Origin of the sequence: Chryseolinea sp. T2 (assembly GCF_037203685.1) — a bacterium.
Lineage (GTDB): Bacteria > Bacteroidota > Bacteroidia > Cytophagales > Cyclobacteriaceae > Chryseolinea.
In genome coordinates, this window is sequence record NZ_JBBCAU010000003.1 from 623,363 (window position 1) to 648,663 (window position 25,301).

Here is a 25,301-nt window from a genome sequence, read left to right on the forward strand (position 1 = left end):
GGCAAACATCGTTAATTTGGCACCTATTACCATCGCCATTCCGATGAATTCTGGACCTGAAGCCCGATTTTTTGAGACCTATTCGACGATTCGGATCGGCGATCGCCTGATCGATCTGCAAACACCGAAGATCATGGGCATCCTAAATGTTACGCCCGACAGCTTCTTCGATGGCGGCCGTTACGAAACCGAATCGGCCATGCTCGACCACGTTGAACTGATGCTTCGCGAGGGGGCAACTTTCATCGATGTTGGTGCCTACTCTTCAAGGCCAGGCGCTGCAGACATACCTCCCGATGAGGAACGCTCGAAAGCATTGTTTGCTGTACGCAAAATCGCAGCATCATTTCCCGAGGCTGTTATTTCCATTGATACATTCAGAAGTGAAGTTGCGCGCGCATGTGTTGATACCGGTGCTCATATGGTGAACGATATTTCAGCCGGTGAGCTCGATCCGCATATGCCGGACGTTGTGGCATCTCTCGGTGTACCGTACATCGCCATGCACATGAGAGGAACTCCGCAGACGATGAAATCACTGACCCAATACGATGACCTGTTAAAAGAAATCGTTGACTATTTCCACAGAAAGCTGGCCCTGTTCAACTCTAAAGGAATTAAGGACATTATTCTCGATCCCGGCTTTGGGTTCGCTAAAACCATTGATCAGAATTTTAAGCTGCTCAACAATTTTGATTACCTGCGGGTATGTGGCCGGCCAATTCTGGCAGGACTTTCGCGGAAGTCTATGATCTGGCGTACGCTAAATCAGTCCGCAGCTGATGCTCTTAACGGAACAACAGCATTGAACAGCATAGCACTCACAAAGGGAGCATCGATACTGCGTGTTCACGATGTGGCAAAGGCGAATGAAGTTATTCAGTTGTTCACGGCCATGCGCAACGCTGCGGCTGGCGATTGAAAGGATTAATAATCGCCGGGCGACTCGAAACATTGTAGGGATGTTCTAACTTTGTATGGATGGTGTTGCTATTCAGGATCGGATTTCTCGACGTAGGATGGGTTGATTTTGTCGACATCACGCTCGTGAGCATATTGCTGTATCAGGTATACAAACTGATACGCGGCAGTATCGCGGTAAACATCTTCCTTGGAATACTGGCATTGTACCTGGTGTATCTCATCGTGCGGGCCGCACAGATGGAATTGCTCACCACCATCCTCGGTACATTCATGAATGTGGGTGTCCTGGCCATGATCATCCTGTTTCAACCTGAAATCAGAAAATTCCTTCTTGTGATCGGTCGAGGAACGGAGTTCAGGGAAAACATATTCAAGACCATCGCCAACTGGCGCCATCAATACCATGATGACTTCGACGTGGCGCAGGTAATCGAGGCCGCCAAGACCCTTAAGGCAACCAAGACCGGGGCATTACTGGTCTTCTCACGCGACACTGAACTCAAGTTCTATGCTCAAACGGGCGATGCGCTTGATGCGGAGGTGAGCAAGCGGTTGCTGTTATCCATATTCAACAAGAACAGCCCACTTCACGACGGCGCCGTTATCATCTACAAAGGGAGGGTGAAGGCTGCGCGCTGCGTATTACCCGTAAGTGAAAATGATCACATCCCACCCAACTATGGACTGAGGCATCGCGCCGCCATTGGGATGTCGGAGAATACTAATACTCTGATCCTGGCAGTGTCTGAGGAAACAGGGCGACTGTTGCTGGCGCGCAACGGCAAATACCTCCGTTCGCTGAAACTGAAGCAGGTAGAACAGAAAATCCTCGAATATTTGCACGACACGGAGCCAGTCCGTTGGGAGGACCTGAAGGAGGAAGAGGCCGAAACGGCGGAACCGGCGAAGAGCTAACCTCAATTTTTTTATCATCATGGGTCGGCAACGACATTTTTTGCGCATTTGCGTTCTTATATCCGCAATCACTTCTGCTTTGCTTTCAACGCTTCACGGCCAATCGCTGGAGACAATCATCCAGCAGGGACATGAACTTGCCGTTGTGAGCGTAGCCGTAAGTCCCGACAGCAGTTTTCTCGTTACCGGCAGCCGCGACAAGTCAGCAAAGCTATGGTCTTATTCGAGCGGAAGGGAAGTACGAAGCTTCCTTGGTCACGAGGCAACCGTGCGCACTGCCGCGTTTACACCCGATGGCAAACTCCTGCTCACCGGATCGAACGACAACTCGATAAGACTTTGGAATATTGCTGACGGATCCGTCCGGCTACAGCTGACGATGCCTGAAATCGTCACTTCGGTTGCCGTTGATCCAAAGTCACGCTTCTTTGCTGCAGGAGGAAACAGCGACTCCGTCCTGGTGTTCGATGCATCGGGAAACACCATCAAAAAACTTCCGGCATCACCTGACAAGGGAATGGGCAGTGGTGTCGATATCACCATTAGTCCCGATGGCAATTTCCTGTCGGTAAGTGAAGACAATCGCATCATCAACATCTATCGCACAACGGACTGGGTACTAGCTAAGACATTATCTCTTACCGAAGGATTCTGCGGCGGCTGTGGGACGCGTGCCGTGTTTAGCAACGATGGCCGCTGGCTTTATGCCGCTTCAAATCATAGCCCTCTGATAAAGTACTCCCTTCCAACTTTCGAAATAGCAGGAACGATTTCCAATAAGTCGGAAGCCATCACCGGCCTCGCGATCAGCAGCAATGGGAAACACCTGGCGCGGGCAACGGAGAAAACCGTGACCATCTGGGACCTCGTTAAGGGTGACTCTGTTGAGATCAGTGCAGAGGGCAAGGGCGAACTTCACCAGGTAACTTTCAATGGCGATGGAAGCGAATTGCTGATCGCCTGCGACAACAATACTGCCATGCGATGGAATGTCGCATCAAAACAATTCGGCAATCCCTTTACAGGCCTTCTTAATCAACGCGACCGCGGCGGCCTCGACTACGATCCAAACTTCTACTGGCAGTCGGCGATTGCGCGCTTCATCAGATTCAAAAACAATATCATTCTTTCGAGAGACGGCAAGTCACTCATCAAGGGAAAGCTGGGCACCAGGGTTAAGCAATGGGACATCGCTTCCGGGAAAGTTGAGATGGAGTACGTCGGCCACGAAAAGGCGGCACTATGTTATGAACTATCTGCCGACGGCTCGCGCCTTCTCACCGGTGGCGGCGATGGAAAGATCATTGTATGGGATACGCGCAGTGGCGAGGCATTGACTACGATCACTGCTTACCGCGAGCCAGTGTTTGATGTTCACTTCAATACCGATGAATCCAAAGTGATTTCCTCCAGCTGGGACGGCACCCTGCGTATTCACGACATCAGCACTCAGAAGGGACTCACCTACGTTGAGTTCGAAAAGGGATCAGCATATAACATCCTCATGAGCAAAGGTGATCTCTACTTTGTCACGGCGCGCCTTGATAACTCACTTCAGATGTGGGAAGTCGACACTAAGAAGGAGGTAAGAAATTTCATTGGTCATTCGGACATTGTTTCCGCTATCGCATTTACCAAAGATCAGAAGAACCTTCTTAGCGCCAGCTGGGACGGAACGCTAAGAATGTGGGATGTCGGCACCGGCCTGATGACGAAGAAGTTCAAAGCTTCATCGTCGGCAATACATACCGCCATACTTAGCGCGGACGAGAAAAACATATTCGCAGCGGGCGCCGATCGTCTTATCCGCGTCTGGGATATCGCTACAAATAAAGTGGTAAGAGAGTTCCGCGGCCATAAAGCCGAGATCACCTCTATTGTTTTAAGCGCCGACAACAAGATGCTCATCAGTCACAGTCTCGACGGCGTAACCAAATTCTGGGACCTTAATACAGGCAAGGAATTCTTCGAACACATATTGATCGGTGAGCACGACTGGATGGCTAAAAGTCCCGAAGGATATTTCAGCGGAACGGATGAGGCGAGACATTTCGTTCATTTCGTCAGTGGCACGAAGACGTTTGCCGTAGACCAGTTCTTCAATGAATACTTCCGGCCTGATCTGCTGCCAAAGCTGTTTCAAAGCCGCGGCGGGTCATCGCAGGACAAGAGCATCCAGGGCAAACTGAAAACATCGGCACCACCCACCGTGAAAGTTGCCATCGTTCCGTTATCACCGGGCAAGGCTGAGGTATTTGTTCGGGTAACAGACAACGGCAGCGGTGCCGGCAACCTGAAACTGTTTCACAATGGAAAGAACGTAGCACTCAATCACGAGCAGCTATCGATGCCAAAGGCCCGCGGCGAAGCAACCACCTATAAACAGGTTATCGATCTCATAGGCGGCAACAATGTGTTTTCCGCGCAGGCCACTAACCGCGACAACATTGAGTCGGATCCTCAAACAGTCAGCTACTTTTCAGAACACGCAACGAAGAGCAGCACGTGTTATATTCTGTCGGTCGGTATAAATCAGTACCGGAACACTAAGCTTAGTCTGAACTATGCTAAGTCAGACGCGCAATCGTTCTCTGAATTGATGAAGGGGCGATCAGGTCAGCTGTTCCGGAATGTTGAACTGATATCACTGTTTGATACTGAAGCGACGAGGTCGCGGATTCTGGCGACACTGGAGGACCTCGCAGGCCGGGTGAGCGCTGAAGATGTTTTTATCTTCTACTACGCTGGTCACGGAAGCATGGTCGACAACCGTTTTTATTTCATTCCAACGGAAACATCGCGGCTCTACGACGAGCGCGCACTGAGCAAAGAAGCAATAGAGGCAATCTTATTGCAGGATAAATTCAGGCAGATAAAAGCGTTGAAGCAGTTGATCATCATGGACGCGTGTCAGTCGGGCGGATCGGTGGAGCTGCTCGCTACGCGCGGTGCTGGCGAAGAAAAAGCAATCGCTCAGCTATCCCGGAGTGCAGGGATACACGTGATGGCGTCGGCGGGAAGTGAGCAGTTTGCTTCGGAGTTTGCATCGCTGGGTCATGGCTTATTTACGTCGGTGTTGATTCGCGCGCTTGAAGGCGAGGCCGACGGAGCTCCAAAAGATGGGAAAGTCACCATCTATGAACTCAAGTCATTCATCGATGATCAGGTACCGGAAGCCTCGAGAAAGCTGAAAGGCAATCCTCAATATCCATATACATTCTCGCGTGGTCAGGACTTTCCGCTCGTGCTGAACAAGTGAGTTTGACATCAGGCGTGCGAACTTCATCAAAGAAAAAGTAGCGCGCTGGTGTTGAAAGCCTTTATGAAATGGTACACACAATATTTCGTTCTTCGAAAAGTTAGTTGTATACTAAGTTGCGATAACATTTTGCCGTATCTTTGGTTAACTTTTTGTTAAGCTTATCGAAATGGTAGAAGCTAACCCCGCCAAGTTTTATTTCGCCAAGTATTTCTTCCTTGGTTTCAGCGCGCTCCAATGGTTGGTAGCCGGTACGATATTCTTTCGTCACCCTTTCAATGCACGAACGTTCTTCGTCGCTCTGGTATTTGTCACGATGGGCCTTATTTGCTTTGCTTTCTTTCTGCTTCTGTCTGACAAGATTCGCAGAGTGGCCGTGGGAAAAAACAAGATTGTTGTATTTGAAGGCGACAAGAATATCAGGTTCAGCTGGCCGGAAGTAAAGTCGCTGGAGATCGTTCCATTCTTTAATCTCTACAAGCTGAAGGTTAAGGGTAAAAAGGGATGCATCTATTTCTTTCCTTCTCAAAACATCGATCCGGCGTTTGGACTGATGAATCGCGACACCTCCAAGATGGGTGACATCGTTGAAAAGAGAAAAAAGGAATACGGCTTAAAGTAAGCTGCTGACCATTTGTGGTCTCCTTCCTGCGAAAATTTTAAAGTTCTCCCCCACTTCTTACACGGCAAAACGAGCCACTGCGGATTGTTCCGCGACAAAGCTTTTACTTCAGAAGGCCAAGCTCCTTACCTCCTTCAGTAAAGGCAGCAATCGCTTTATCGAGGTGTTCGCGTTCGTGAGCGGCAGAAATCTGAACGCGTATTCTAGCCTTGCCTTTTGCTACCACCGGGAAGAAGAAACCAATTACGTAGATACCTTTCTGTAACAGGAGGTCGGCGAACTTCTGAGCGAGTGCCGCATCGTACACCATGATCGGAACGATTGGATGAACGCCAGGCCTGATGTCGAATCCAGCATCCGTCATAGCCTTGCGGAAGTATCGGGTATTGGACTCCAGCTTGTCGCGAAGCGTGGTAGTTTCCGAAAGCATGTTGAAGACTTCGATCGAAGCACCGGTAATGGAAGGCGCCAGAGTGTTGGAAAACAGATAGGGCCTCGAACGCTGGCGGAGAAGGGAAATGATTTCCTTCCGGCCGGAAGTGAATCCACCAGATGCACCACCTAACGCTTTGCCGAGCGTGCCTGTAATGATGTCCAGCTTGCCATGCACGCCACAATGCTCGGGAACACCTCGACCGGTCTTGCCGATGAAACCAGTGGAATGGCATTCGTCCGACATCACCAATGCTTCATAACGGTCGGCCAACGCGCAGATCTTGTCCAACTGTGCAATAGTGCCATCCATTGAAAATGCGCCATCGGTAACAATGATCATTTGCTTCGCTCCCGCTTCTTTCGCCGTCTTCAGTTGAAGCTCGAGATCATCCATGTCGTTATGCTTGTAGCGATAGCGCATAGCTTTGCAAAGACGGACGCCATCAATGATTGATGCGTGATTGAGCTCATCAGAGATGATAGCATCTTCAGCACCGAACAGAGGTTCGAACACGCCACCGTTGGCGTCGAATGCTGCAGCATAAAGAATGGTGTCTTCGGTGCCGAGGAATTCAGATATCTTTTGTTCGAGCTCTTTATGAATGTCCTGAGTGCCGCATATGAAACGCACCGACGACATTCCAAATCCATGGGTATCGATGGCACGCTTGGCCGCCTCGATAACACGCGGGTGTGACGATAAACCGAGGTAATTATTCGCGCAGAAGTTAATGACTTCTCTCCCATCCGTTGTTTCGATCACGGCACCCTGCGGGGTTGTGATAACGCGCTCGCGTTTGTACAGTCCGGCACTTTCAATGTTTTCTAGTTCGCGCTGAAGAACGGGTTGGAGTTTATCGTACATGTCTAGTCTGTTTTTGGTTTTGGTTTAATCACTGGCCGTGGGATAACGGGTCTTGGTTGTTTGACAACGGGTGGTGGCGTTGGATTCTCAGCTATAGGCTTTGTATCCGTGCTATCAGATTCTTTTGAAACAGGCACCGCTGATTCGCCAGTCACCGATGGAGTGGAGTCGGAAGGTTTTGAGTCAGTATCTGTTGGTTTTGTTTGCTCCTGTTCAGCACTCGCTGGTTTTGTAATTGTTGATTCAGCACTTGCTGGCTTTGCAATCTTAGGCATGCCCGGACGCGGAATTTTTACTGCAGCACCTGTCACCGGAGCAGCAGGTTTTGCTGAGGGTGCAACAGGTTTTGCCACGGGCGCCGATGCCACCCTGGCTGCTTCCGGTGCTGTGACCTTTGGAGGATCAACAACAGTAAGCTGATACTTTCTGCGAATCGGATTGATCAGATTCAATTTCTGAACAGTGAAACTATTGGGATGCATTTGTCCAAAGTCGGATCTCCACGATTGCCACACCTCCGGCTCTGCTGCCTGGAAGCGGGCACTGTCAATGCGTTTCGATGTGAGATAGGATTCAAAGTCCATGTAGCAAAAATAGTTGAAAAATGACAATTGATAATTGCCACGCTTGCTCCTAAGCACTCATATGTCGTACCGTAACCCGGAAAGTTATTCGTCAATCCTGGCACTTATTCAATCCTAGTGAGCAGGTAGATTAAACACAAATGAATCAAAAGACAAAATGAAAATTTCCTTTTCACTGCACTTGCCGAACATCCTGTTACCCGCTTGGCCAATGGCAGTACAGAATTGATGGTCAATTATCAATTGTCATTTTTCAATTAATTTTGCCTTTACATGACACACCAGAAGGTACTCGTTATTGGAGCCGGCGGTCAGCTGGGTTCCGAACTTACACAGGGCTTGTGGCGATTGTATGGCAAGCAAAACGTTGTAGCTACCGATGTTAAACCAGCAGAAGGCGTGCTGGCTACCGGAGAATTCGAGATACTGGATGTATTGAATTCGGATCAGCTGCAGAATCTCGTTTCCAAAAATAAATTCACTCAGATCTATCATTTGGCTGCCGTGCTGTCGGCCACGGGAGAAAAGAATCCCAAGCTTGCATGGCGTCTGAATATGGAGGGGCTGATCAACGTGATGGATATTGCTGTTGATCAGAAAGTGTCGCGTGTGTACTGGCCTAGTTCGATTGCCGCCTTCGGACCTACAACACCTAAGATAAAAACGCCACAGGATACCATCATGGATCCAACGACGGTGTACGGCATCAGCAAACTTGCCGGTGAGCGTTGGTGTGAATGGTATTTCAAAAACAAGGGACTGGATGTACGCAGCCTTCGCTATCCTGGGCTCATCGGATACAAGACAAAACCTGGAGGAGGAACTACGGACTACGCCGTGGATATTTTCTTCAAGGCATTAACGGAAAAGAAGTTTACCTGTTTTCTGAAACCGGATACCTATCTCCCGATGATGTACATGGACGACGCGGTGAAGGCGACGCTTCAGTTGATGGAGGCTCCGGCGGCAAATGTGAAGGTGCGTTCCAGTTACAACGTGACGGGTATGAGTTTTTGTCCGGCGGAAATAGTGAAGGAGATCCAGAAGTTCATTCCGGAATTTGAAATCAGCTATGCTCCGGACTTCAGACAGCAGATTGCAGACTCATGGCCGAAGTCAATCAACGATGCCCCTGCACGCATTGACTGGGGCTGGGAACCGGCCTTCGATCTCGATGATATGACGGCGGATATATTGAAGAATCTTCCAAGTCTGTTGGATGTTCCGGCGCCGGCCATGCTCCACTGATGCGCACAACTAAAGTGCCTACTGAACAACCAAACGCACCACTTTGCTTTTCCCTGATGATGCAACTCTGACGAAGTAGATTCCAGGCGTTGTGTTTGATGGTAATTCCACCAGCCTGGTCTTCACGTCAACTGTAGTTGTAAATAGTAAATAGCCGCGGGAATCACATACAGTAAGGCTGGCAGGTTGATCGAATTCATCGCCAATGTCGATGGTGAAACTTTTGTTAATTGCCGGATTCGGATAAAGACTCAATCCATGGGCAAAACTCCAGTCTGCGGTAATAACCTGAAAGTATTCGAATGTGTCATCTACATCTACCGCTTTCAACCTGTAGTAATTCCTGCCGTTAACGGGTTGTTTGTCGAGTGATTCGTAAACAGTTTTGACCTGAAGACCGCCTTTTCCTTCTACTATTGCGATGGTAGAAAACTCAAGATCTGTTCCACTTCTTTGAACTTCGAAGTGACTGAAATCCTTTTCCATGCTGGTTGCCCACTCGAGTGAGATACCCAACTCGTTCACGCTGGCCACTTTGAAGTATTGCAGTTTTACTGGGAGAGGGCTGTTAGGAAGCGTCGACACCCAAGTATAAAAAGAAGGATTTGTAGACTGCATCTGGGCCACAGTCGCCATATCAGAGTCAATTGTCCCGCCACTGGTGCTTACACTGCCATTAACATAAAAACCATACGGGGTTGAAGGAGTTCCGAAGTTTGGATTGTTGTTGTTGACGGCTCCGCCACTGGAAGAGTTGGAAACAGAACTGCCCGTTCCGTCACCGTCAATATATACCTGGCCTCCAACTGGAACCCCACCCGACGTACCACAATTTTCTATGTTGAACTGAAGACCACCGCCGCCACTGAGGGTCAAATCACCAAATACAGCGACCCGTCCATTGCATTTGACATTGATATTATGACTCGTCTGAGCAACGTTGCCCTCAACAACAAGATCCGCATACTTGGCCGGGCTACCAGGTGTGCCGTTCCCAACTGTAAGTCCTGATCCAGTGAGGTTGAATGTTCCCCGCACTGTCATTCTTGACGAACTCGAGGTTCCGGGTGACAACTGCACCGAACCTGAAATATTTGCCGCACCGGATATTGTTGTTGTGCCGGTATTCGTGAACGTTCCTCCACTGTTGCCCGTAGTTAGTGTAGTTGCAGTAATTGTTCCGCTGTTCGAGAAATTTGAAGCGGTTGTCAAAGTTGTGCCTACTGATAATGTACCGCCGTTCGTTACCGTCCCTCCTGAATTAGTAAACGATCCCGCGACGGTTATGCTGCCTCCACTGCTATTGAAGGTTGCATATTGAGTAAGGTTTCCACCGACAGTGAGTGTACCTGAATTTGAAAACGTTCCACCGCTATTAGTAAAATCAAAATTACCGGCGTTTATGATCTGGAACACACCGGAGTTTGTGAACTGAGCGGCTGAAACACCTCCTGTGTTAGAACCCGTGTTCACTATTACTGTTGATCCTGTATTGTTCGTGAAACTTGATGAACTGTTAACTGATATCCCGTTCGTCGTAACTGTAAGCGTGCCTCCGTCTCCAGTGAACGAAGACCCACTTACGCTCAGAGATCGGATTGAGGCTGTTCCTCCCGACATTGTGAAAGAGCCTGAGGATTGGACTGTAAGGGAATTATTGACGGTTAGTGCTCCACCTTCGACCACTAATTTTCCGCCGTCAATTGTCAATCCGGAAGCATAGGTTAGTGAACCGGTCTTAAGTCTTACAGTTGAATTAGCTTGACTGATTGCAATAGATGATGGTGTATAAGTTCCAGAAACGAGATTCAAGGTTGACCCACCGCTTACGTCCATGTTGCCACTTGAAAGCACATTTAATGTGGATCCATTTCGCAGCGTAACAGCTCCCGGCAGAGAGATATTCGGTGAGTAATTGAACGTAGCTCCAATCCCGACAAACAAACTGGTTGACGTAACTTGTATTGTCCCTGATGTATATGTGATACCTGAGTTATTATTATTGTCAGGTATTGTTATCGCTCCTCCTTTGACAGTACCTCCCGAAAGGGTCAATTTACTTTGATCAACACTGAGAGTTCCTGTTACTTCAAGAGTACCTCCAGATTGCATACTAACGGAAACTCCGCCACCAACAAATGTGAGACTTCCAGAGCGATAAAGTATCCCACCGTCCTTTACAATAATGCTGCCCCCTGCTGACCACGCGGTGTAAGAAGTTGACGTGTAAGTGACTTTATGAGTTATGGTTACATTATCGTTTACACCAGGCGCAGATGCCGTTCCCCAGGTTGTGGGATCCGTCCAGTCGCCATCTTTTTTAGACGTGAATACTGCCGCAAAAGCAACCTGGCTTACAATAACCAGAAATAACACGAAGAGAGGCCGTAAAGCTTTAATCATCACCTTGGTATTTTTGCACACAATTCCCCCTTTGCAATATCTTGTCAGCACTTGTGAATCAAATAATAACGCCTGGGCTAAACGGAGAACTTGGGCTCGCAAAGCTAAGCAACAATCCGACCACCCTCCTAAAAATTGAGGAAACATTTCCCCCCTTTTTCCATGAACCACTTTAAGGCAAAACACTATACACCGATTGCGCTGTGCCCAAACGTTATCCTCGCTTCCAGTTCGCATTACCCGAACGTCAGCCTCTCATTTGACAACTTTAGAAAATTCAATCATCCGTGCTCCGTGTAAAACCCAAGCATTCCAAAATGGGCTACCTCCGTTTTCAAAATGGGAAACGAAAACAAACCTATATTTGCAAATCATGGGACGACTTGCCCGGCGACGTGCCCGTCTCAGGTATTGTCTCGGATATTTTCGTTGCCCCATACACCAATCTGTAACCGGCTATGACAGCAAAACACCTCCGCATCGACCTCCAGAACGGGATTCAAACCCTAACCATTTCACGTCCCCACGCCCTCAATGCCCTGAACCAGGAACTCCTCGAAGAGCTCCGGGCGGCAATGCTTGAATTCTACAAAAACGAAGAGGCACATGGGATGATCATCACCGGCGAGGGCGAGAAGTCGTTCGTTGCGGGCGCCGATATAAAAGAATTCTCATCCATAAATCCGGGCGAAGCTGCAGCCTTTGCCCGTCGCGGCCAGGACCTCTTCCGAATGATTGAAGTCTCCCCTAAACCCGTGATCGCGGCCGTCAATGGTTTTGCACTGGGAGGTGGATGTGAACTCGCCATGGCATGTCACCTTCGTATAGCCACACAGAATGCAAAGTTCGGCCAGCCGGAAGTTACATTGGGTATCATCCCCGGCTATGGAGGAACACAACGACTCACACAACTGGTTGGCCGCGGCAAAGCGCTCGAACTCATGATGACGGCCGACCTGATCACTGCAGAAGAAGCAAAGGCAATCGGACTTGTGAATCACGTAGTGGCTACCCGCCAGGCACTAATTGAGTTGTCCGAATCCATCATGAAGAAGATCCTTTCCAACGGTCGCATCGCCGTCGCCAATGTTATAAAAAGTGTTAATGCAGGCTTCAGCTTTGAAGGAGCCGGATATGAAACAGAAGCCGAAAGCTTTGGCGCCTGCGTCCGTACAAAGGACTTTCGCGAGGGCACTGCCGCCTTCGTTGAAAAGCGTAAACCGAAATTTACAGGCGAATGAGCAAAATCAAACGCCTTGCAGGCGAGACAGTATTATATGGACTGGGAAGCATGCTTCCCAAATTCCTGAACTTCCTCCTTGTCAGACTCCACACCGATGTTTTTCCGCCTGAGCAATACGGCATCGTAACCAAGATACTCGGATTTGTAGCCGTCCTGAATGTCATCTACACGTTTGGAATGGAAACAGCATACTTCCGTTTCTCAACCCGCGAAGGTGCCGACGAACGAAAAGTGTTCAACATCACGCAGACAGTCGTGATGGGCATCAGTTTCTTCTTCACCATCGTCTTCATCGTTTTCGCAACTCCCATCGCTAATGGGCTCGGCCTTCCAGGCAGTGAAAACGTGATCGTATGGATTGCGTTGCTCATTTTCACTGACGCAGTCGTATCTATTCCTTTTGCACGTCTGAGACTGCAGAGAAAGGGAACGCTGTTCGCCATTTACCGCATCGTGAACATCTTCGTCCTCATTGGCCTGAATATTTACTTTCTCAAGTTCGCCTTCGATCCGGCGATTGGCATCAATTACATCTTCATCGCCAACATGATTGCCAACCTTTTATATATAGTGTTCTTTTTCCGTGTGCTGATTCAATGGCGTCCGGTTTATGATCCTGTTCTTTCACCAAAGATCTTTCAATACGCTTACCCGGTAATGATCACCGGCCTGGCGGGCATGACCAACGAAATGTTTTCAAGGCTTACACTTGATGAATGGCTTCCCCGGAACTTCTATCCCGGTCGCACGGCCGAGTATGCGGTGGGAATATTCGGCGCCTGTTATAAATTCGGAATGTTCATGAACCTCACCGTACAGGCCTTCCGTTATGCGGCCGAGCCGTTCTTCTTTTCAAATGCATCAGATAAGAACTCACCGACTCTATTTGCCACGGTAAACCACTACTTTATCATTGTGTGTTGTGTTATCCTCCTCGGCGTATCTATTAATATGGACCTGATCAAATACTTCCTGGGCGATGCAGCCTACTTTGAGGGGATCGGCATTGTTCCAATCCTGCTGCTTGGCTTTCTCTTTCTAGGAGTGTATTACAACATCTCGGTGTGGTTTAAACTTACTGACCGGACTTACTTCGGAACCATCATCACCGTAGGTGGCGCAATCATTACTATCGTGGGAAATTATTTCCTCATCCCGGTACTCGGTTATGTGGGTAGCAGCTGGGCAATGCTGATCTGTTATTTTACAATGACAGCAGCATGCTATATCATGGGACAACGATACTATCCGGTTCCATATAAAGTCGTTACCGACCTTGGCTATATTGCATTCACTGCAATGCTGGTATGGTTTGTGAATAGCCGGGACTTCGGTTCACAAATCGTGAACACCGCGTTTCATTTGGGCGTGATCGTGATCTATATGCTGATGATTTATATCATCGAAAAGAAACACTTCAAAAAGCCGGCGACGTGAATTTTATGTAGTTTTAAGAACCAAAAGAATCTCATGAACATTATCATTCCAATGGCGGGACTGGGCAAGCGTATGCGTCCCCATACTCTAACTGTCCCCAAACCATTACTGCCTATTGCCGGTAAACCGATTGTTCATCGTCTGGTAGAAGACATTGCAAAGGTTTGTCCTGAAAAAATAGAAACAATAGGGTTCATTATTCATCCCTCATTTGGGAAAGAAGTAGAAGAAAGTCTTAAAAAGATTGCCACCAGGGTTGGCGCAACGGGTAAGATATACTACCAGGAACAGGCCTTCGGAATCTCTCACGCCTTGTTGTTCGCGAAAGAGTTATTTAAAGGTAAAGTAATTGTTGCTTTTGCTGACACCTTATTTAAGGCAGACTTCAAGTTAGATACAAATCAGGATGGAATCATCTGGGTACAGAAGGTAGATGACCCGTCGCAGTTCGGTGTTGTTCGCATAGACAAGGACTCTGTGATAACGGAATTGGTTGAGAAACCAACTTCTTTTGTGTCCGATCTCGCTATCATCGGAATATACTATTTCAAAGATGGAGAAGCTCTCGGGCGTGAGATGCAGTACCTCATTGATAACAACATTAAAGACAAAGGCGAATTCCAGTTCACCTCCGCGCTGCAGGGACTGCAGAAGAAGGGTGCACGCCTCGTTCCCGGGCAGGTAACTGAATGGCTGGATTGCGGGAACAAGAACGTCACCGTCCAAACCAATCAGCGCTATCTTGACTTCATTAAGGACCAGCAACTGGTTTCATCGAAAGCATCCGTTGTCAACTCTGTGATCATTCCCCCATGTTACGTGGGCGATGGAGCAGTCATCGAAAATTCCGTCATCGGACCTTACGTTTCTGTAGGGGAAAAAACGCGGATCGTCGACAGCCGCATCAAAAATTCCATTATTCAATCGGAAACGGTGGTATCGCAGGGGATGCTGGAGAACAGCATGTTGGGGAATTTCGCTACCTTTGAAGGTTCGAGTCAGGATCTAAGCCTGGGCGACTACAACGTACTCAAAGCAACGTGAAAATTACAGGCTTCAATAGGGTAACAGTTTATGCGCTAATTGTAGCGTTTTCAATTGCCCTGCCTGCTTCAGCTCAGCGAAAGAAAAAGTCATCCGATGACACCCAGGCTTCCGGGATCAAACTTAGGGAAGCCGAGTTCTATTTTACAGAGGGCGAGAAGTTCTATATCCTCGAAGATTACGCCAAGGCATTACTGTATTATCAGCGCACGCTCGAGATCACTCCCGACAATGCTACAGTTCATTATAAGGTCGCTGATGTGCTGGCGCACAGCAACAAACAGGATGACCTGCTTAAGGCATCACTGAGCATCGAGAACGCACTAAAGCTCGAGCGGAAGAACAAGTATTTCTATCTGCTCGCCGCCAACATCTACAACTCGATGACCTCGTACGAAAAAGCGGCGGCTACTTACGAGACTATGCTCAAGGAAGTAAAGGGCACTGAGGAGTATCTATTTGAACTTGCCACTGTTTATCAATACGCCGGAAAGAAAGACGAAGCCATCAAAACTTATAACCGGGCCGAGGCCGCTTTGGGAATAAATGAAGTGTCCTCTATTCAGAAGCTCAGACTTTATCTTGAGCAGGGTAAAAGAAAAGAAGGCCTGGCGGAGGGTGAAAAATTGATCCAGGCATTCCCCGGCGATGAGCGTTATGCAATGGGATTTGCCGAAGCACTTTCCCAACAGGGAATGCGCAACGAGGGCATCGCGTTGCTCGAAAAGTACGTTGCTGAAAATGCTGACGCTGGTCCGGCCAACATGCTCCTTGCAGGCCTTTACCGCGATGCCGGACAGGAATCAAAAGCCCGCCCCCTGTTGCTAAAATTATTTGATGACCCATCTATCGAGGTTGGCAGCAAGCTCATCATCCTTGGATCATACAGCAATGAGCTCAATCAGGCCCGCGCCAAAGGCCAGAAGGATCCTGAAAAAGAAGCATTTGCCCTGGAATTGTTTCAGAAGCTGCAGGCCTCAAATGCCTCGGATCCAAACGTCCACATTATCGGCGGTGACCTTTACCTTTCTACCGGAAAGAGTCGTGAATCACAGGCCGAATATCTGAAGGCTATCGAATCAGGGGACGTCAATTTCGAAGTTTGGGAGAACCTACTTTATCTGGAAACTCAAATGGCGAAGTACGACGACGTGATCGCCCATGCCGAGAAAGCCCTCGAGTTGTTTCCGAACCAGGCCGTGATCTATTATTTCAACGGGTTTGCACACCTTCAGAAGCGCAACTACGACGAAGCGATATTCGGCTTCGAACAGGCACGCAAACTATCATCTAAAAATCCGAAACTGGCTGGCGACGCAAACGCCATGCTGGGCGACGCATACAATGCGATGAAGATGTACGACAAGTCGAACCAGGCTTATGAACAGGCGCTGGCGATTGATCCAAACAATTCAAATGTTCTGAACAATTACAGTTACTTCCTCGCACTTAGAAAGTCTGATTTGGAGAAGGCTGAAAAAATGTCGGCGCTTCTTATTAAGAATAATCCCGATAATCCTGCATATTTAGATACTTATGCCTGGGTACTGTACTCTCGCCAGAAATATAAGGAGGCAAGAAAAATCATTGAACGCGCGATTGTTACCGGCAATGCTAATGCAACACACTTTGAACACTACGGAGATATACTGTTCCAGCTCGGGGATGTGACGGGTGCTGTGCAGCAATGGGAAAAAGCCCGAGGTCTGAATGCTAACAGTGAGATCCTTAACAAAAAGATTGCGAATAGAAAGATCTATGAATAGACTCACATGGATGATCCTTCTCGGGGTTTCGCTCGTTGCCCTGTCATGCAGCAAGAAAGTCGTCAGTCCTACTCTTCCCGTAAGTCCTCCCAAACCGACCCTCAACGTTGAGGAAACCGACTTCGTCTATATGGACGGCAAGGCACGCATGATCCTTCGTGATGCAAACAAAGAGCGGGAAGTAAAGGCAAACATTCGCGTTAGAAAAGACAGCGTCATCTGGATGACATTCTCTGTGATTGGTGTGCAGGGGGGTAAAGCATTGATCAATCATGATTCAATCACCATTGTAAGCAATGTGGACAAGGAGTATTACGTTTTTGAATATGCAGAGCTTTCCAAACGCTACAATTTTGAGATCAATTACGAGGTGATCGAAGCTGCCATACTGGGTAACCTGATCATGCCACGCAAGGAAAGCGATGAGGTAAAGCAGGAAAGCTCCTTCTTCATCCTGCATCAGATTGCGAATAACATTACCGTCGACAATTACGTGAACGCCGCCAGCAGCAAGGTAGAGAAGGTTGAATTGAAGGAGAGTGCCAGCAATAACTCTCTGGTGATCAACTATTCTAACTTCCAGCCACTGGGCTCCAAACTTCTACCATATAACGGAACAATCAACCTGTTCTACAAAGCGGTAAGCGGCCTCCTGAATACAACCGTTATTTTTGAATACAATAAGGCCGAGGTGCGTGATAAAGAGCTGAAGTTTCCTTTCAATATTCCCAAGCGATATGTTCGCAGGTAGATCATTACTTTTTTTCCTGCTTGTTTTCACTTCAATATTTCCTGCATTAGCGCAAAAGGGCAACAAGGCGCAACTGCAAAAGGAAAAACAACAGAATCTTGAAAAGATAAAAGAGGTTGAAAAGATCATCGAAGAGACCTCCACAAAAAAGAAGACCAGCATTGGTCAGCTCAATGCCCTTAATCATCAGATCAGCGAGCAGGAAAAACTGGTGAAGTCTATCAAGGGAGAACTGGATCTCCTGGATGCAGACATTGCCGACAACAACGACATCATCGTTGCCCTTGAAAACGACCTTGACCGTCTCAAAAAAGAATACGCCTCCATGCTCTTCGCGGCACAAAAGGCCAATAACAGCGTGACCCGTCTAACCTTCCTGTTTTCTGCCCGCTCGTTCGATCAGCTGGTGATGCGCATGCGCTATATGGAACAATACTCTGAAACGCGTGTACTTCAGGCGGAGCAGATTACTAAAGTTCAGGAAGAACTGTCGGGCCAGGTGAAAGAGATCCGGGTCCGTCGCGAAGAGAAGAACAAGCTGTTCAATGAGCAGGTAGCGGCAAGCGAAAACCTGGCAGTGACGAAGAAGAAGCAAAACACAATGGTTCGGTCACTGGAGAAAGAAGAACGTAAGCTGCGCCGCGACCTCGAGGACACAAAGAAGGCAGTTGCCCGCCTTGATAAATTAATAGACGAGATCATCAAGGAAGAACTGGCAGCCGCTGCAAGGTCCAGCAAGAGTGAAACGGTAGCGCTTTCCAATTCTTTCGAAGACAACAAGTCGAAGTTCATGTGGCCTGTTACTTCCGGCTTCGTATCGCAGAAGTTCGGGCGGCAGCCTCATCCGGTGCTTAAGGGGATCATCACGAATAACAATGGTGTGAATATCCAGACTCAGGAGAATGAGAAAGTGAAGACGATCTTCGAAGGTGAAGTGAGACGGGTAGCTTTTATACAGGGACTTGGAAGCACGGTAATTATCAAACACGGAGATTACCTGACGGTGTATGCCGGTCTGAAGGAAGTCTTTGTAAGAAGCGGTCAGAAGGTCACGACAAACCAGGAGATTGGAAAGGTGTTTTCGAATACTGAAGGCGTATCGGAACTCAGGTTCCAGATCTTTAAGAACACGACAGCCCTGGATCCACAGGGTTGGTTGAGGAATTGAAAATTGATAATTGACAATTGAGAATTAAACCCGGCCTTTTTGGGCCGGGTTCAGCCCCAATCATTGGGGCTTTTCATTTAATACAGTCTTTAAGCTTTTTTTTATGTCCGGATTCGACGAACGACACTCGGGTGTTTAATCCACGCAATACGGCCCCGGAATGGGGCCTGGCGCGCCTCGCGCCATAATTATCAATTATCAATTGTCAATTATCAATTGCCTTCATACCTGAAGGCGTCCACCCATCACCAACCCGTTTTGATTCTGATCCTTTTTTCGTCTATTTTTGATGTTCGATTCAAAAAAATAATCGCCATGAAAGCTACATTTTTGTTTTTGCAGGGGGTTGGATTCCAGGAAATTCTGCTCATAGGACTTTTCGTGCTCGTGTTCTTTGGCGCAAAGAAGATTCCTGAATTCATGAAGGGATTGGGAAAAGGCGTTCGTGAGTTCAAGGACTCAGTTAAGGATGTTAAGAAAGAAGTAGAAGACGCAAACAAAGCTGCTAAACTCGAAGACTAACCGATCTTGAGAACTTACGCTTCATTTCGCGAAATCCAGCACGATCTGCAGCACGGTAAAATCTCATGCCAGGATCTGGTTCGTCACCATCTAAGTAATATCAAGTCAAAATCGCACCTCAATGCTTTTTTGAGCGTGTATGAGCAGGAAGCGCTCACGAGGGCAGCGGAGATTGACACAAAGATCAAAAACGGAACGGCCCGCCGACTGGCGGGCCTCGTTGTTGGTTTGAAGGACGTGTTGGCTTATAAAGATCATCCCCTGCAAGCCAGCAGCCATATCCTCGACGGTTTTATATCTCAGTTCAATGCAACGGCAGTACAGCGCCTTCTCGATGAGGACGCTATCATCATTGGCCGTCAGAACTGTGATGAATTTGCGATGGGCTCCTCCAACGAGAATTCCGCATTTGGCCCCGTACTTAACGATGCTGATAATAGCCGGGTCCCCGGAGGATCGTCGGGTGGTTCCGCCGTTGCGGTACAGGCCGATATGTGCCAGGTTTCCCTGGGTTCGGACACCGGAGGATCGGTCCGGCAGCCTGCCGCTTTTTGTGGCATTGTAGGGCTGAAACCGACCTATTCACGGATTTCACGCTACGGACTTGCCGCATATGGCTCATCTTTTGACTGTATTGGGATATTTGGGAAGTCGGTAGAAGATGTCGCCCTGGTTCTGGAGGTTATCGCCGGAGCTGACGAGGAAGACAGCACCGTCTCTCAAAAACCGGTACCCGCCTATCTTGACGACGTGCGCCGCGATGATGGCCGCAAGTACAAGGTGGCTTATGTAAGTGAAATCGATAACTCGGACGGGTTGCAGCCTGAAATAAGGCAGAGCATCCTGGCCCAGATAGAAGAAATTAAAGCGGCAGGTCATGAAGTGGAACGAATTGACTTTCCGTTAAACGAGTACGTGCTGCCGACCTATTATATTCTGGCAACGGCAGAAGCGAGCTCAAATCTTTCGCGTTATGACGGAGTCCGTTATGGATTCCGCAGTAGCAGCGCCAACGACCTTCAGTCGCTCTATAAGAAGAGCCGCTCGGAGGGCTTTGGAAAGGAAGTACAGCGGCGGATTTTATTGGGCACCTTTGTGCTCAGTGCCAGCTACTACGATGCCTACTATACGAAGGCCCAAAAGGTCCGCCGTATCATCCGCGATAAAACGAAAGAACTGTTAAAACAATACGACTTCATCGTCATGCCGATCACGCCTACCACAGCGTTTAAACTTGGTGAGCACACAGGCAATCCGCTGGAGATGTACCTGGCAGACTTGTTTTCCGTACAGGCCAATGTAGCCGGCGTCCCGGCAATTGCAATACCCTGCGGAACCGACAATGCCGGACTCCCCATCGGAATGCAACTGATCGCGGATGACTTTGAAGAGTCGAAGCTCTTGCATTTTTCGGATTCACTTTTGAAATGAACCAACATGGAAAAGCCCTTTCCCTGGGTCATGATTTTTAAGTCCGCATACCATTTTTTTATTGCGCGGACGGAGTCTAGACTTTCACTAATTCCAGTGTCACCAACGCGTGCCACTCAGATGCGACATCGCAGGCCGGCGTCATTGCTGTTGCCCGCAATAGCCATGCTTTTGTTGAGCTCAGTCTCATCATTCGCACAGCAAACAATTCAGATCCAGCCCGACTCAGTCGTGGTTGACTCGCTGGAAGTTGCCGATGCGGAGGAAGACATGATGCTCAAAACGGACACCATTGACTTCGTGTACTTTGCTGCTCCCAGCACCTTCGAACACGTTCCAGGTGACGACAACCCTGCGCTGATCGCAGATCGCCTGGCCTGTATCGAGAGGACGATGCCCCTCACGTACAACGACCGCATCCAGGCGTTCATCAACTACTTCACCATTAAAGATCGCGAGTATACCCGCATGATGATGCGCCGGAAGAATCTGTACTTCCCTATCTTCGAAAAGTACCTCGCAAAATACGGACTCCCTGACGAGCTGAAATATCTCTCCATCATTGAATCCGGCTTGAACCCCCGGGCCATGTCGCGTGTTCGCGCAGTCGGCCTCTGGCAGTTCATGTCGGCTACCGGCAAGCACTACGGACTGAGCAACAACTGGTACATCGACGATCGCATGGACCCTGAACAATCTACGGATGCAGCATGCCGTTTTCTACGCGATCTCTACAACATGTTTCACGACTGGGAACTTGCACTTGCAGCATACAACACAGGGCCCGGAAACGTGAAAAGAGCTATACGCAAATCAGGTTATCGCAAGCCAGAGGGTAATGTTTACACTAAGCTTACATTCTGGGACATCTATCCGCACCTGCCACGGGAAACACGCTCATATGTTCCTCAGTTCGTGGCAATCACATACGCGATGAACTACCTCGACGAGCATAACTTCTACGATGAAGGAGAAGAAATGCTTCCGACAGCCGATACTTTACAGGTCTCGAAGTTCCTTCACTTTGAAACTTTCGCTTCCCTTACGGGAACGTGCGTGGAGGATCTGCAGCGTCTGAATCCTTCCATCCAGCGCAACGCCATCCCTGAGACCAGCAAGACCTACACGATGTACGTTCCATCTGATGCCAAGCGCATGCTCGAACTCAACCGCCTCGCGATTCTCGACTCAGCATCGAAGACGGGTCGCAAGGAAATCGAGGCCCTTGCCAAGAATACAGAAAGCACTACCTACGGCCGCGACCGCATCGTTTATCGCGTACGGAATGGTGACGTACTCGGTTCGATCGCCATGCGCCACGGAGTAAGCGTCACAAACCTTAAGCGCTGGAACAACCTTCGCAGCAATACGATCCACGTTGGACAGCGCTTGAACATTTTCCCAAAGAACAGTGGTGGCACCTCGTCGTCAACGGTGCTTGCAAGCAGCAAGACATCAAGCAACGCCGGCCCCTCTCCTATCCCGAACTCCAAAACGTACGTCGTGCAGCCTGGAGATACGTTATGGGAGATCTCGAAAAAATTCGAAGGCCTGACCATCGAGAAGATCAAGAGCATGAATCGTCTTGGCAATGCAAAGCTGCAGCCTGGACAGAAGCTTATCATCGGACTGTAAAAAACAGAGTGAGGAACAGTGTGAGAGCGAATGGGTTGCGTCCATTTCTTCTTCACTCTCACACTGTTCCCCATATAAATCAGAGTGAGTGTGGGAGCGAGTACAACCGGGTTTAGTCCACTATCTTCACTCTCACACTGTTCCTCACTCTGATTCTCCCCTAGCACAAACATGCACCAATTCCAACAACCGCTTTCCAGTTAGCTGGAGCTACTTGTTGATGATTGTAGTTACTTTCAATTATCAGTCCCCCATGAATGAATTCCGTCGGGCTCCTGATGAATAAGATCCGGTTATTCGGCTTGCCTGCTTTGTCCCTGCTCTGTCCAGGCTGGCTGGCTACTGCTTGTCCACTGCTCGGCTTGTAGCCGGCCTCAGCCGTAAGCATTGTCTAAGCTTTCTGTAGGGTTTCTGTAAGCTTTCTCTAGGCTCTCTGTAGACTTTCTGTAGGCTTTCTGTAGGCTTTCTCTAAGCTCTCTCCAGGCTTCTGAACACTTTCCTCTTCACTCTCACACTGTTCCTCACTCTGTCTCCCACTCTGTTTTCTCACTAACGACTGTTCATTATTTTTCTATCTTTGGCGCTTAACCAACCAGCCCGACATGTCTATAAAGATCCGCAAACAGGATGCCTTGAATTATCATATGCAGGGGCAGCCTGGAAAGATTGAAGTCGTTCCAACCAAAGTTCTCAGTTCTCAGTTTGATCTTGCTCTCGCTTATTCTCCCGGTGTAGCCGAACCGTGCCTCGACATCGCAGCCAATATCGAAGATGTTTATAAATACACAGCCAAAGGAAACCTGGTAGCTGTCATATCCAACGGTACGGCTGTACTCGGACTTGGAAATATCGGCCCCGAAGCATCCAAACCTGTGATGGAAGGGAAAGGCGTTCTCTTTAAAAAGTTCGCCGGCATTGATGTATTCGACATCGAGATCAATGAAACCGATCCTGATAAGTTCATCCAGATCGTGAAAGCTCTCGAGCCCACTTTCGGAGGTGTGAACCTTGAAGATATCAAAGCACCGGAGTGTTTCAAGATCGAAACGGAATTGCGCGAGAGGATGAACATTCCCATCATGCACGACGATCAGCATGGAACGGCTATCATATCAGCTGCTGCATTGTTGAATGCACTGGAAATAGTTGATAAGAAGATCGACCAGGTAAAGATTGTAGTGAACGGTGCCGGCGCGTCTGCCATCAGCTGCACGAAGTTGTACTGCTCTCTCGGTGCGCGTAAGGAAAACATCGTGATGTGCGACAGCAAGGGCGTGCTAAATAAATCACGCACCGGTCTTGATGCGATCAAGTCGCAGTTTGTTACGTCGCGTGATGTGGAAACCTTACAGGAGGCAATGAAAGGATGCGATGTCTTCATCGGACTTTCAGTAGCCAATTCAATAACTCCTGATGATTTGAATGCCATGGCAAAAGACCCGATCGTCTTTGCACTGGCCAATCCGGATCCTGAAATCAACTACGAGCTCGCGATGAAAACGCGTCATGATATTGTCATGGCAACAGGTCGTTCAGATCATCCTAACCAGGTGAACAACGTTCTTGGTTTCCCTTACATTTTCAGAGGAGCACTCGACGTTCGTGCGCAGGAGATCAACGAGGAGATGAAGCTAGCAGCAGTCCATGCGTTGGCTGCTCTGGCAAAAGAGCCTGTCCCCGATCTCGTGGTAAAGGCCTACGGCGCAGATAAGATCCGTTTCGGTCGTGAATATCTTATACCGAAACCGTTAGACACCCGTCTTATTACGACGATATCACCTGCCGTTGCCAAAGCAGCGATGGCATCGGGTACTGCGAAGAAACAAATTACTGACTGGGCTGCCTACAACGACGAACTGCAACGTCGGATAGGTATCGACCAGAAGCTGATGTCGCGCGTTATCGATCGTGCCAAGAAACAACCGAAGCGCGTCGTATTCACGGAAGCTAATCATCCGAAGATATTGAAGGCGGCACAGATCCTTCACGACGAAGGCATAGCCTATCCGATATTACTGGGTAATCGCCAGGAGATCCTTCAGCTTATCGAGGAACATAAACTCGATCTCCACGACTGTCAGATCATTCATCCCCGCGAGCAGGATGAAACCAAGGAGAAGTATGCAAAAGCATTTTACGAGAAGAGACAACGCAAGGGCTTAAGTTATCCCGATTGCCTCCGTCTCATGGGTGAACGAAACTATTACGGAGCGATGATGGTGGAGCTTGGCGATGCAGACGCGCTCGTAAGCGGACTGACGAAGGATTACCCTAAGACGATCCTCCCCTCTCTTCAGATCATTGGAACGGCCGATGGTGTTGATCGTGTTGCCGGCATGTACATCATCATCAACAAGAAGGGTACTTTCTTCTTTGCCGACACAACAGTGAATGTTGATCCTAATGCTGAGGAGCTTGCAGGCATTATTGAATTAACCGCGCGCGGCGTGAAGTTCTTTAACATGGATCCACGGATCGCGGTTTTGTCATATTCGAACTTTGGCTCTTCGAAAGGTGATATTCCGACCAAGACGAAGCGTGCCGTTGAGATCGTAAAGGCGCGCAATCCATCGTTACTCGTTGAAGGCGATATTCAGGCCAATGTCGCCTTGAATACACAGTTGCAACAGGAGTCATTTCCATTCAGCAAGCTTGCTGATGAAGCAGCGAACACGTTGATTTTCCCTAACCTGGCTGCCGGAAACATCGCTTACAAGTTGCTCATGGAAATAGGTGGTGCTGAATCGATCGGTCCAATCCTGCTGGGCATGAAGAAGCCGGTGCATGTCCTGCAGCTGGGAAGTTCTATCCGCGAGATCGTGTACATGGCAGCGATTGCCGTTGTGGACGCTCAGCTTCACGATCGGGATGACCACTTATAGCAATTGATAATTGACAATTGATAATTGATAATTGGGAGGGCCTGTCGGCCCTTAATACAGAAACCCGTGAATTCCCGACGCAACAGGTGCTATAGAAGGTTCCATCAAATGGTTAAGAAAAAGCCCGCGTTAAGCGGGCTCCAAAATTATCAATTGTCAATTATCAA

18 protein-coding genes are annotated in these 25,301 nt (G+C 48.6%); 15 read left to right on the forward strand and 3 right to left on the reverse strand.

All coding sequences use genetic code 11. From position 1 onward, the window contains the following. Positions 1–16 precede the first annotated feature (16 nt). From folP to WBG78_RS12555, 4 genes are all read left to right on the forward strand, one after another. The gene (gene folP, locus WBG78_RS12540; protein WP_337326766.1) at positions 17–922 is read left to right on the forward strand and encodes a dihydropteroate synthase; all 906 of its coding nucleotides are present in this window, start codon (positions 17–19) and stop codon (positions 920–922) included. Between the two features lie 59 nt (positions 923–981). After that, positions 982–1,839, forward strand: a complete 858-nt coding sequence (cdaA, locus tag WBG78_RS12545; RefSeq protein ID WP_337326767.1) for a diadenylate cyclase CdaA — start codon at positions 982–984, stop codon at positions 1,837–1,839. Between the two features lie 79 nt (positions 1,840–1,918). After that, positions 1,919–5,098 (forward strand): caspase family protein, encoded by a 3,180-nt coding sequence (locus WBG78_RS12550; protein ID WP_337326768.1) that lies wholly within the window; start codon positions 1,919–1,921, stop codon positions 5,096–5,098. A 169-nt stretch (positions 5,099–5,267) separates the two neighbouring features. Beyond that, on the forward strand, positions 5,268–5,720 hold the full coding sequence (locus WBG78_RS12555; RefSeq protein ID WP_337326769.1) for a hypothetical protein: 453 nt from the start codon (positions 5,268–5,270) through the stop codon (positions 5,718–5,720). A gap of 103 nt (positions 5,721–5,823) precedes the next feature. Here the strand turns inward: WBG78_RS12555 and kbl are convergent, their stop codons facing one another. Together kbl and WBG78_RS12565 are read right to left on the reverse strand one after the other, a co-directional pair. After that, positions 5,824–7,020 (reverse strand): glycine C-acetyltransferase, encoded by a 1,197-nt coding sequence (kbl, locus tag WBG78_RS12560; RefSeq protein WP_337326770.1) that lies wholly within the window; start codon positions 7,018–7,020, stop codon positions 5,824–5,826. A gap of 2 nt (positions 7,021–7,022) precedes the next feature. Continuing rightward, on the reverse strand, positions 7,023–7,604 hold the full coding sequence (locus WBG78_RS12565) for a hypothetical protein (RefSeq protein WP_337326771.1): 582 nt from the start codon (positions 7,602–7,604) through the stop codon (positions 7,023–7,025). Between the two features lie 273 nt (positions 7,605–7,877). Here WBG78_RS12565 and WBG78_RS12570 point away from each other — a divergent pair, with 273 nt between their 5' ends. After that, positions 7,878–8,852: an NAD-dependent epimerase/dehydratase family protein gene (locus tag WBG78_RS12570; RefSeq protein WP_337326772.1), complete on the forward strand. Its 975-nt coding sequence runs from the start codon at positions 7,878–7,880 to the stop codon at positions 8,850–8,852. Between the two features lie 18 nt (positions 8,853–8,870). Here the strand turns inward: WBG78_RS12570 and WBG78_RS12575 are convergent, their stop codons facing one another. Next, positions 8,871–11,255 (reverse strand): T9SS type A sorting domain-containing protein, encoded by a 2,385-nt coding sequence (locus tag WBG78_RS12575; RefSeq protein ID WP_337326773.1) that lies wholly within the window; start codon positions 11,253–11,255, stop codon positions 8,871–8,873. A 458-nt stretch (positions 11,256–11,713) separates the two neighbouring features. Between WBG78_RS12575 and WBG78_RS12580 the strand changes: the two genes are divergently transcribed. From WBG78_RS12580 to WBG78_RS12625, 10 genes are all read left to right on the forward strand, one after another. Further along, on the forward strand, positions 11,714–12,496 hold the full coding sequence (locus WBG78_RS12580) for an enoyl-CoA hydratase/isomerase family protein (protein WP_337326774.1): 783 nt from the start codon (positions 11,714–11,716) through the stop codon (positions 12,494–12,496). Next, on the forward strand, positions 12,493–13,935 hold the full coding sequence (locus WBG78_RS12585) for an oligosaccharide flippase family protein (protein WP_337326775.1): 1,443 nt from the start codon (positions 12,493–12,495) through the stop codon (positions 13,933–13,935). The genes WBG78_RS12580 and WBG78_RS12585 overlap by 4 nt, the downstream gene beginning before the upstream one ends. Before the next feature lie 33 nt (positions 13,936–13,968). Next, positions 13,969–14,979 (forward strand): sugar nucleotidyltransferase, encoded by a 1,011-nt coding sequence (locus WBG78_RS12590; RefSeq protein WP_337326776.1) that lies wholly within the window; start codon positions 13,969–13,971, stop codon positions 14,977–14,979. Then, positions 14,976–16,745, forward strand: coding sequence for a tetratricopeptide repeat protein (locus WBG78_RS12595; RefSeq protein WP_337326777.1), 1,770 nt, complete (start codon positions 14,976–14,978; stop codon positions 16,743–16,745). Before WBG78_RS12590 ends, WBG78_RS12595 begins: the two co-directional genes overlap by 4 nt. Next, the gene (locus WBG78_RS12600) at positions 16,738–17,496 is read left to right on the forward strand and encodes a DUF4292 domain-containing protein (protein WP_337326778.1); all 759 of its coding nucleotides are present in this window, start codon (positions 16,738–16,740) and stop codon (positions 17,494–17,496) included. The genes WBG78_RS12595 and WBG78_RS12600 overlap by 8 nt, the downstream gene beginning before the upstream one ends. Beyond that, positions 17,483–18,664 (forward strand): murein hydrolase activator EnvC family protein, encoded by a 1,182-nt coding sequence (locus WBG78_RS12605; RefSeq protein WP_337326779.1) that lies wholly within the window; start codon positions 17,483–17,485, stop codon positions 18,662–18,664. Before WBG78_RS12600 ends, WBG78_RS12605 begins: the two co-directional genes overlap by 14 nt. A 315-nt stretch (positions 18,665–18,979) precedes the next feature. Further along, positions 18,980–19,186 carry a Sec-independent protein translocase subunit TatA/TatB gene (locus tag WBG78_RS12610; RefSeq protein WP_337326780.1) on the forward strand — a complete coding sequence of 69 codons (207 nt, stop codon included), beginning with the start codon at positions 18,980–18,982 and terminating at the stop codon, positions 19,184–19,186. Positions 19,187–19,192: 6 nt separating this feature from the next. Continuing rightward, positions 19,193–20,617: an Asp-tRNA(Asn)/Glu-tRNA(Gln) amidotransferase subunit GatA gene (gene gatA / locus WBG78_RS12615; RefSeq protein ID WP_337326781.1), complete on the forward strand. Its 1,425-nt coding sequence runs from the start codon at positions 19,193–19,195 to the stop codon at positions 20,615–20,617. Positions 20,618–20,623: 6 nt separating this feature from the next. Continuing rightward, a complete protein-coding gene (locus WBG78_RS12620; protein ID WP_337326782.1) occupies positions 20,624–22,252 on the forward strand; it encodes a lytic transglycosylase domain-containing protein in 1,629 nt (542 codons plus the stop codon). Positions 22,253–22,854: 602 nt separating this feature from the next. Next, on the forward strand, positions 22,855–25,134 hold the full coding sequence (locus tag WBG78_RS12625; RefSeq protein WP_337326783.1) for an NADP-dependent malic enzyme: 2,280 nt from the start codon (positions 22,855–22,857) through the stop codon (positions 25,132–25,134). Positions 25,135–25,301 lie beyond the last annotated feature (167 nt).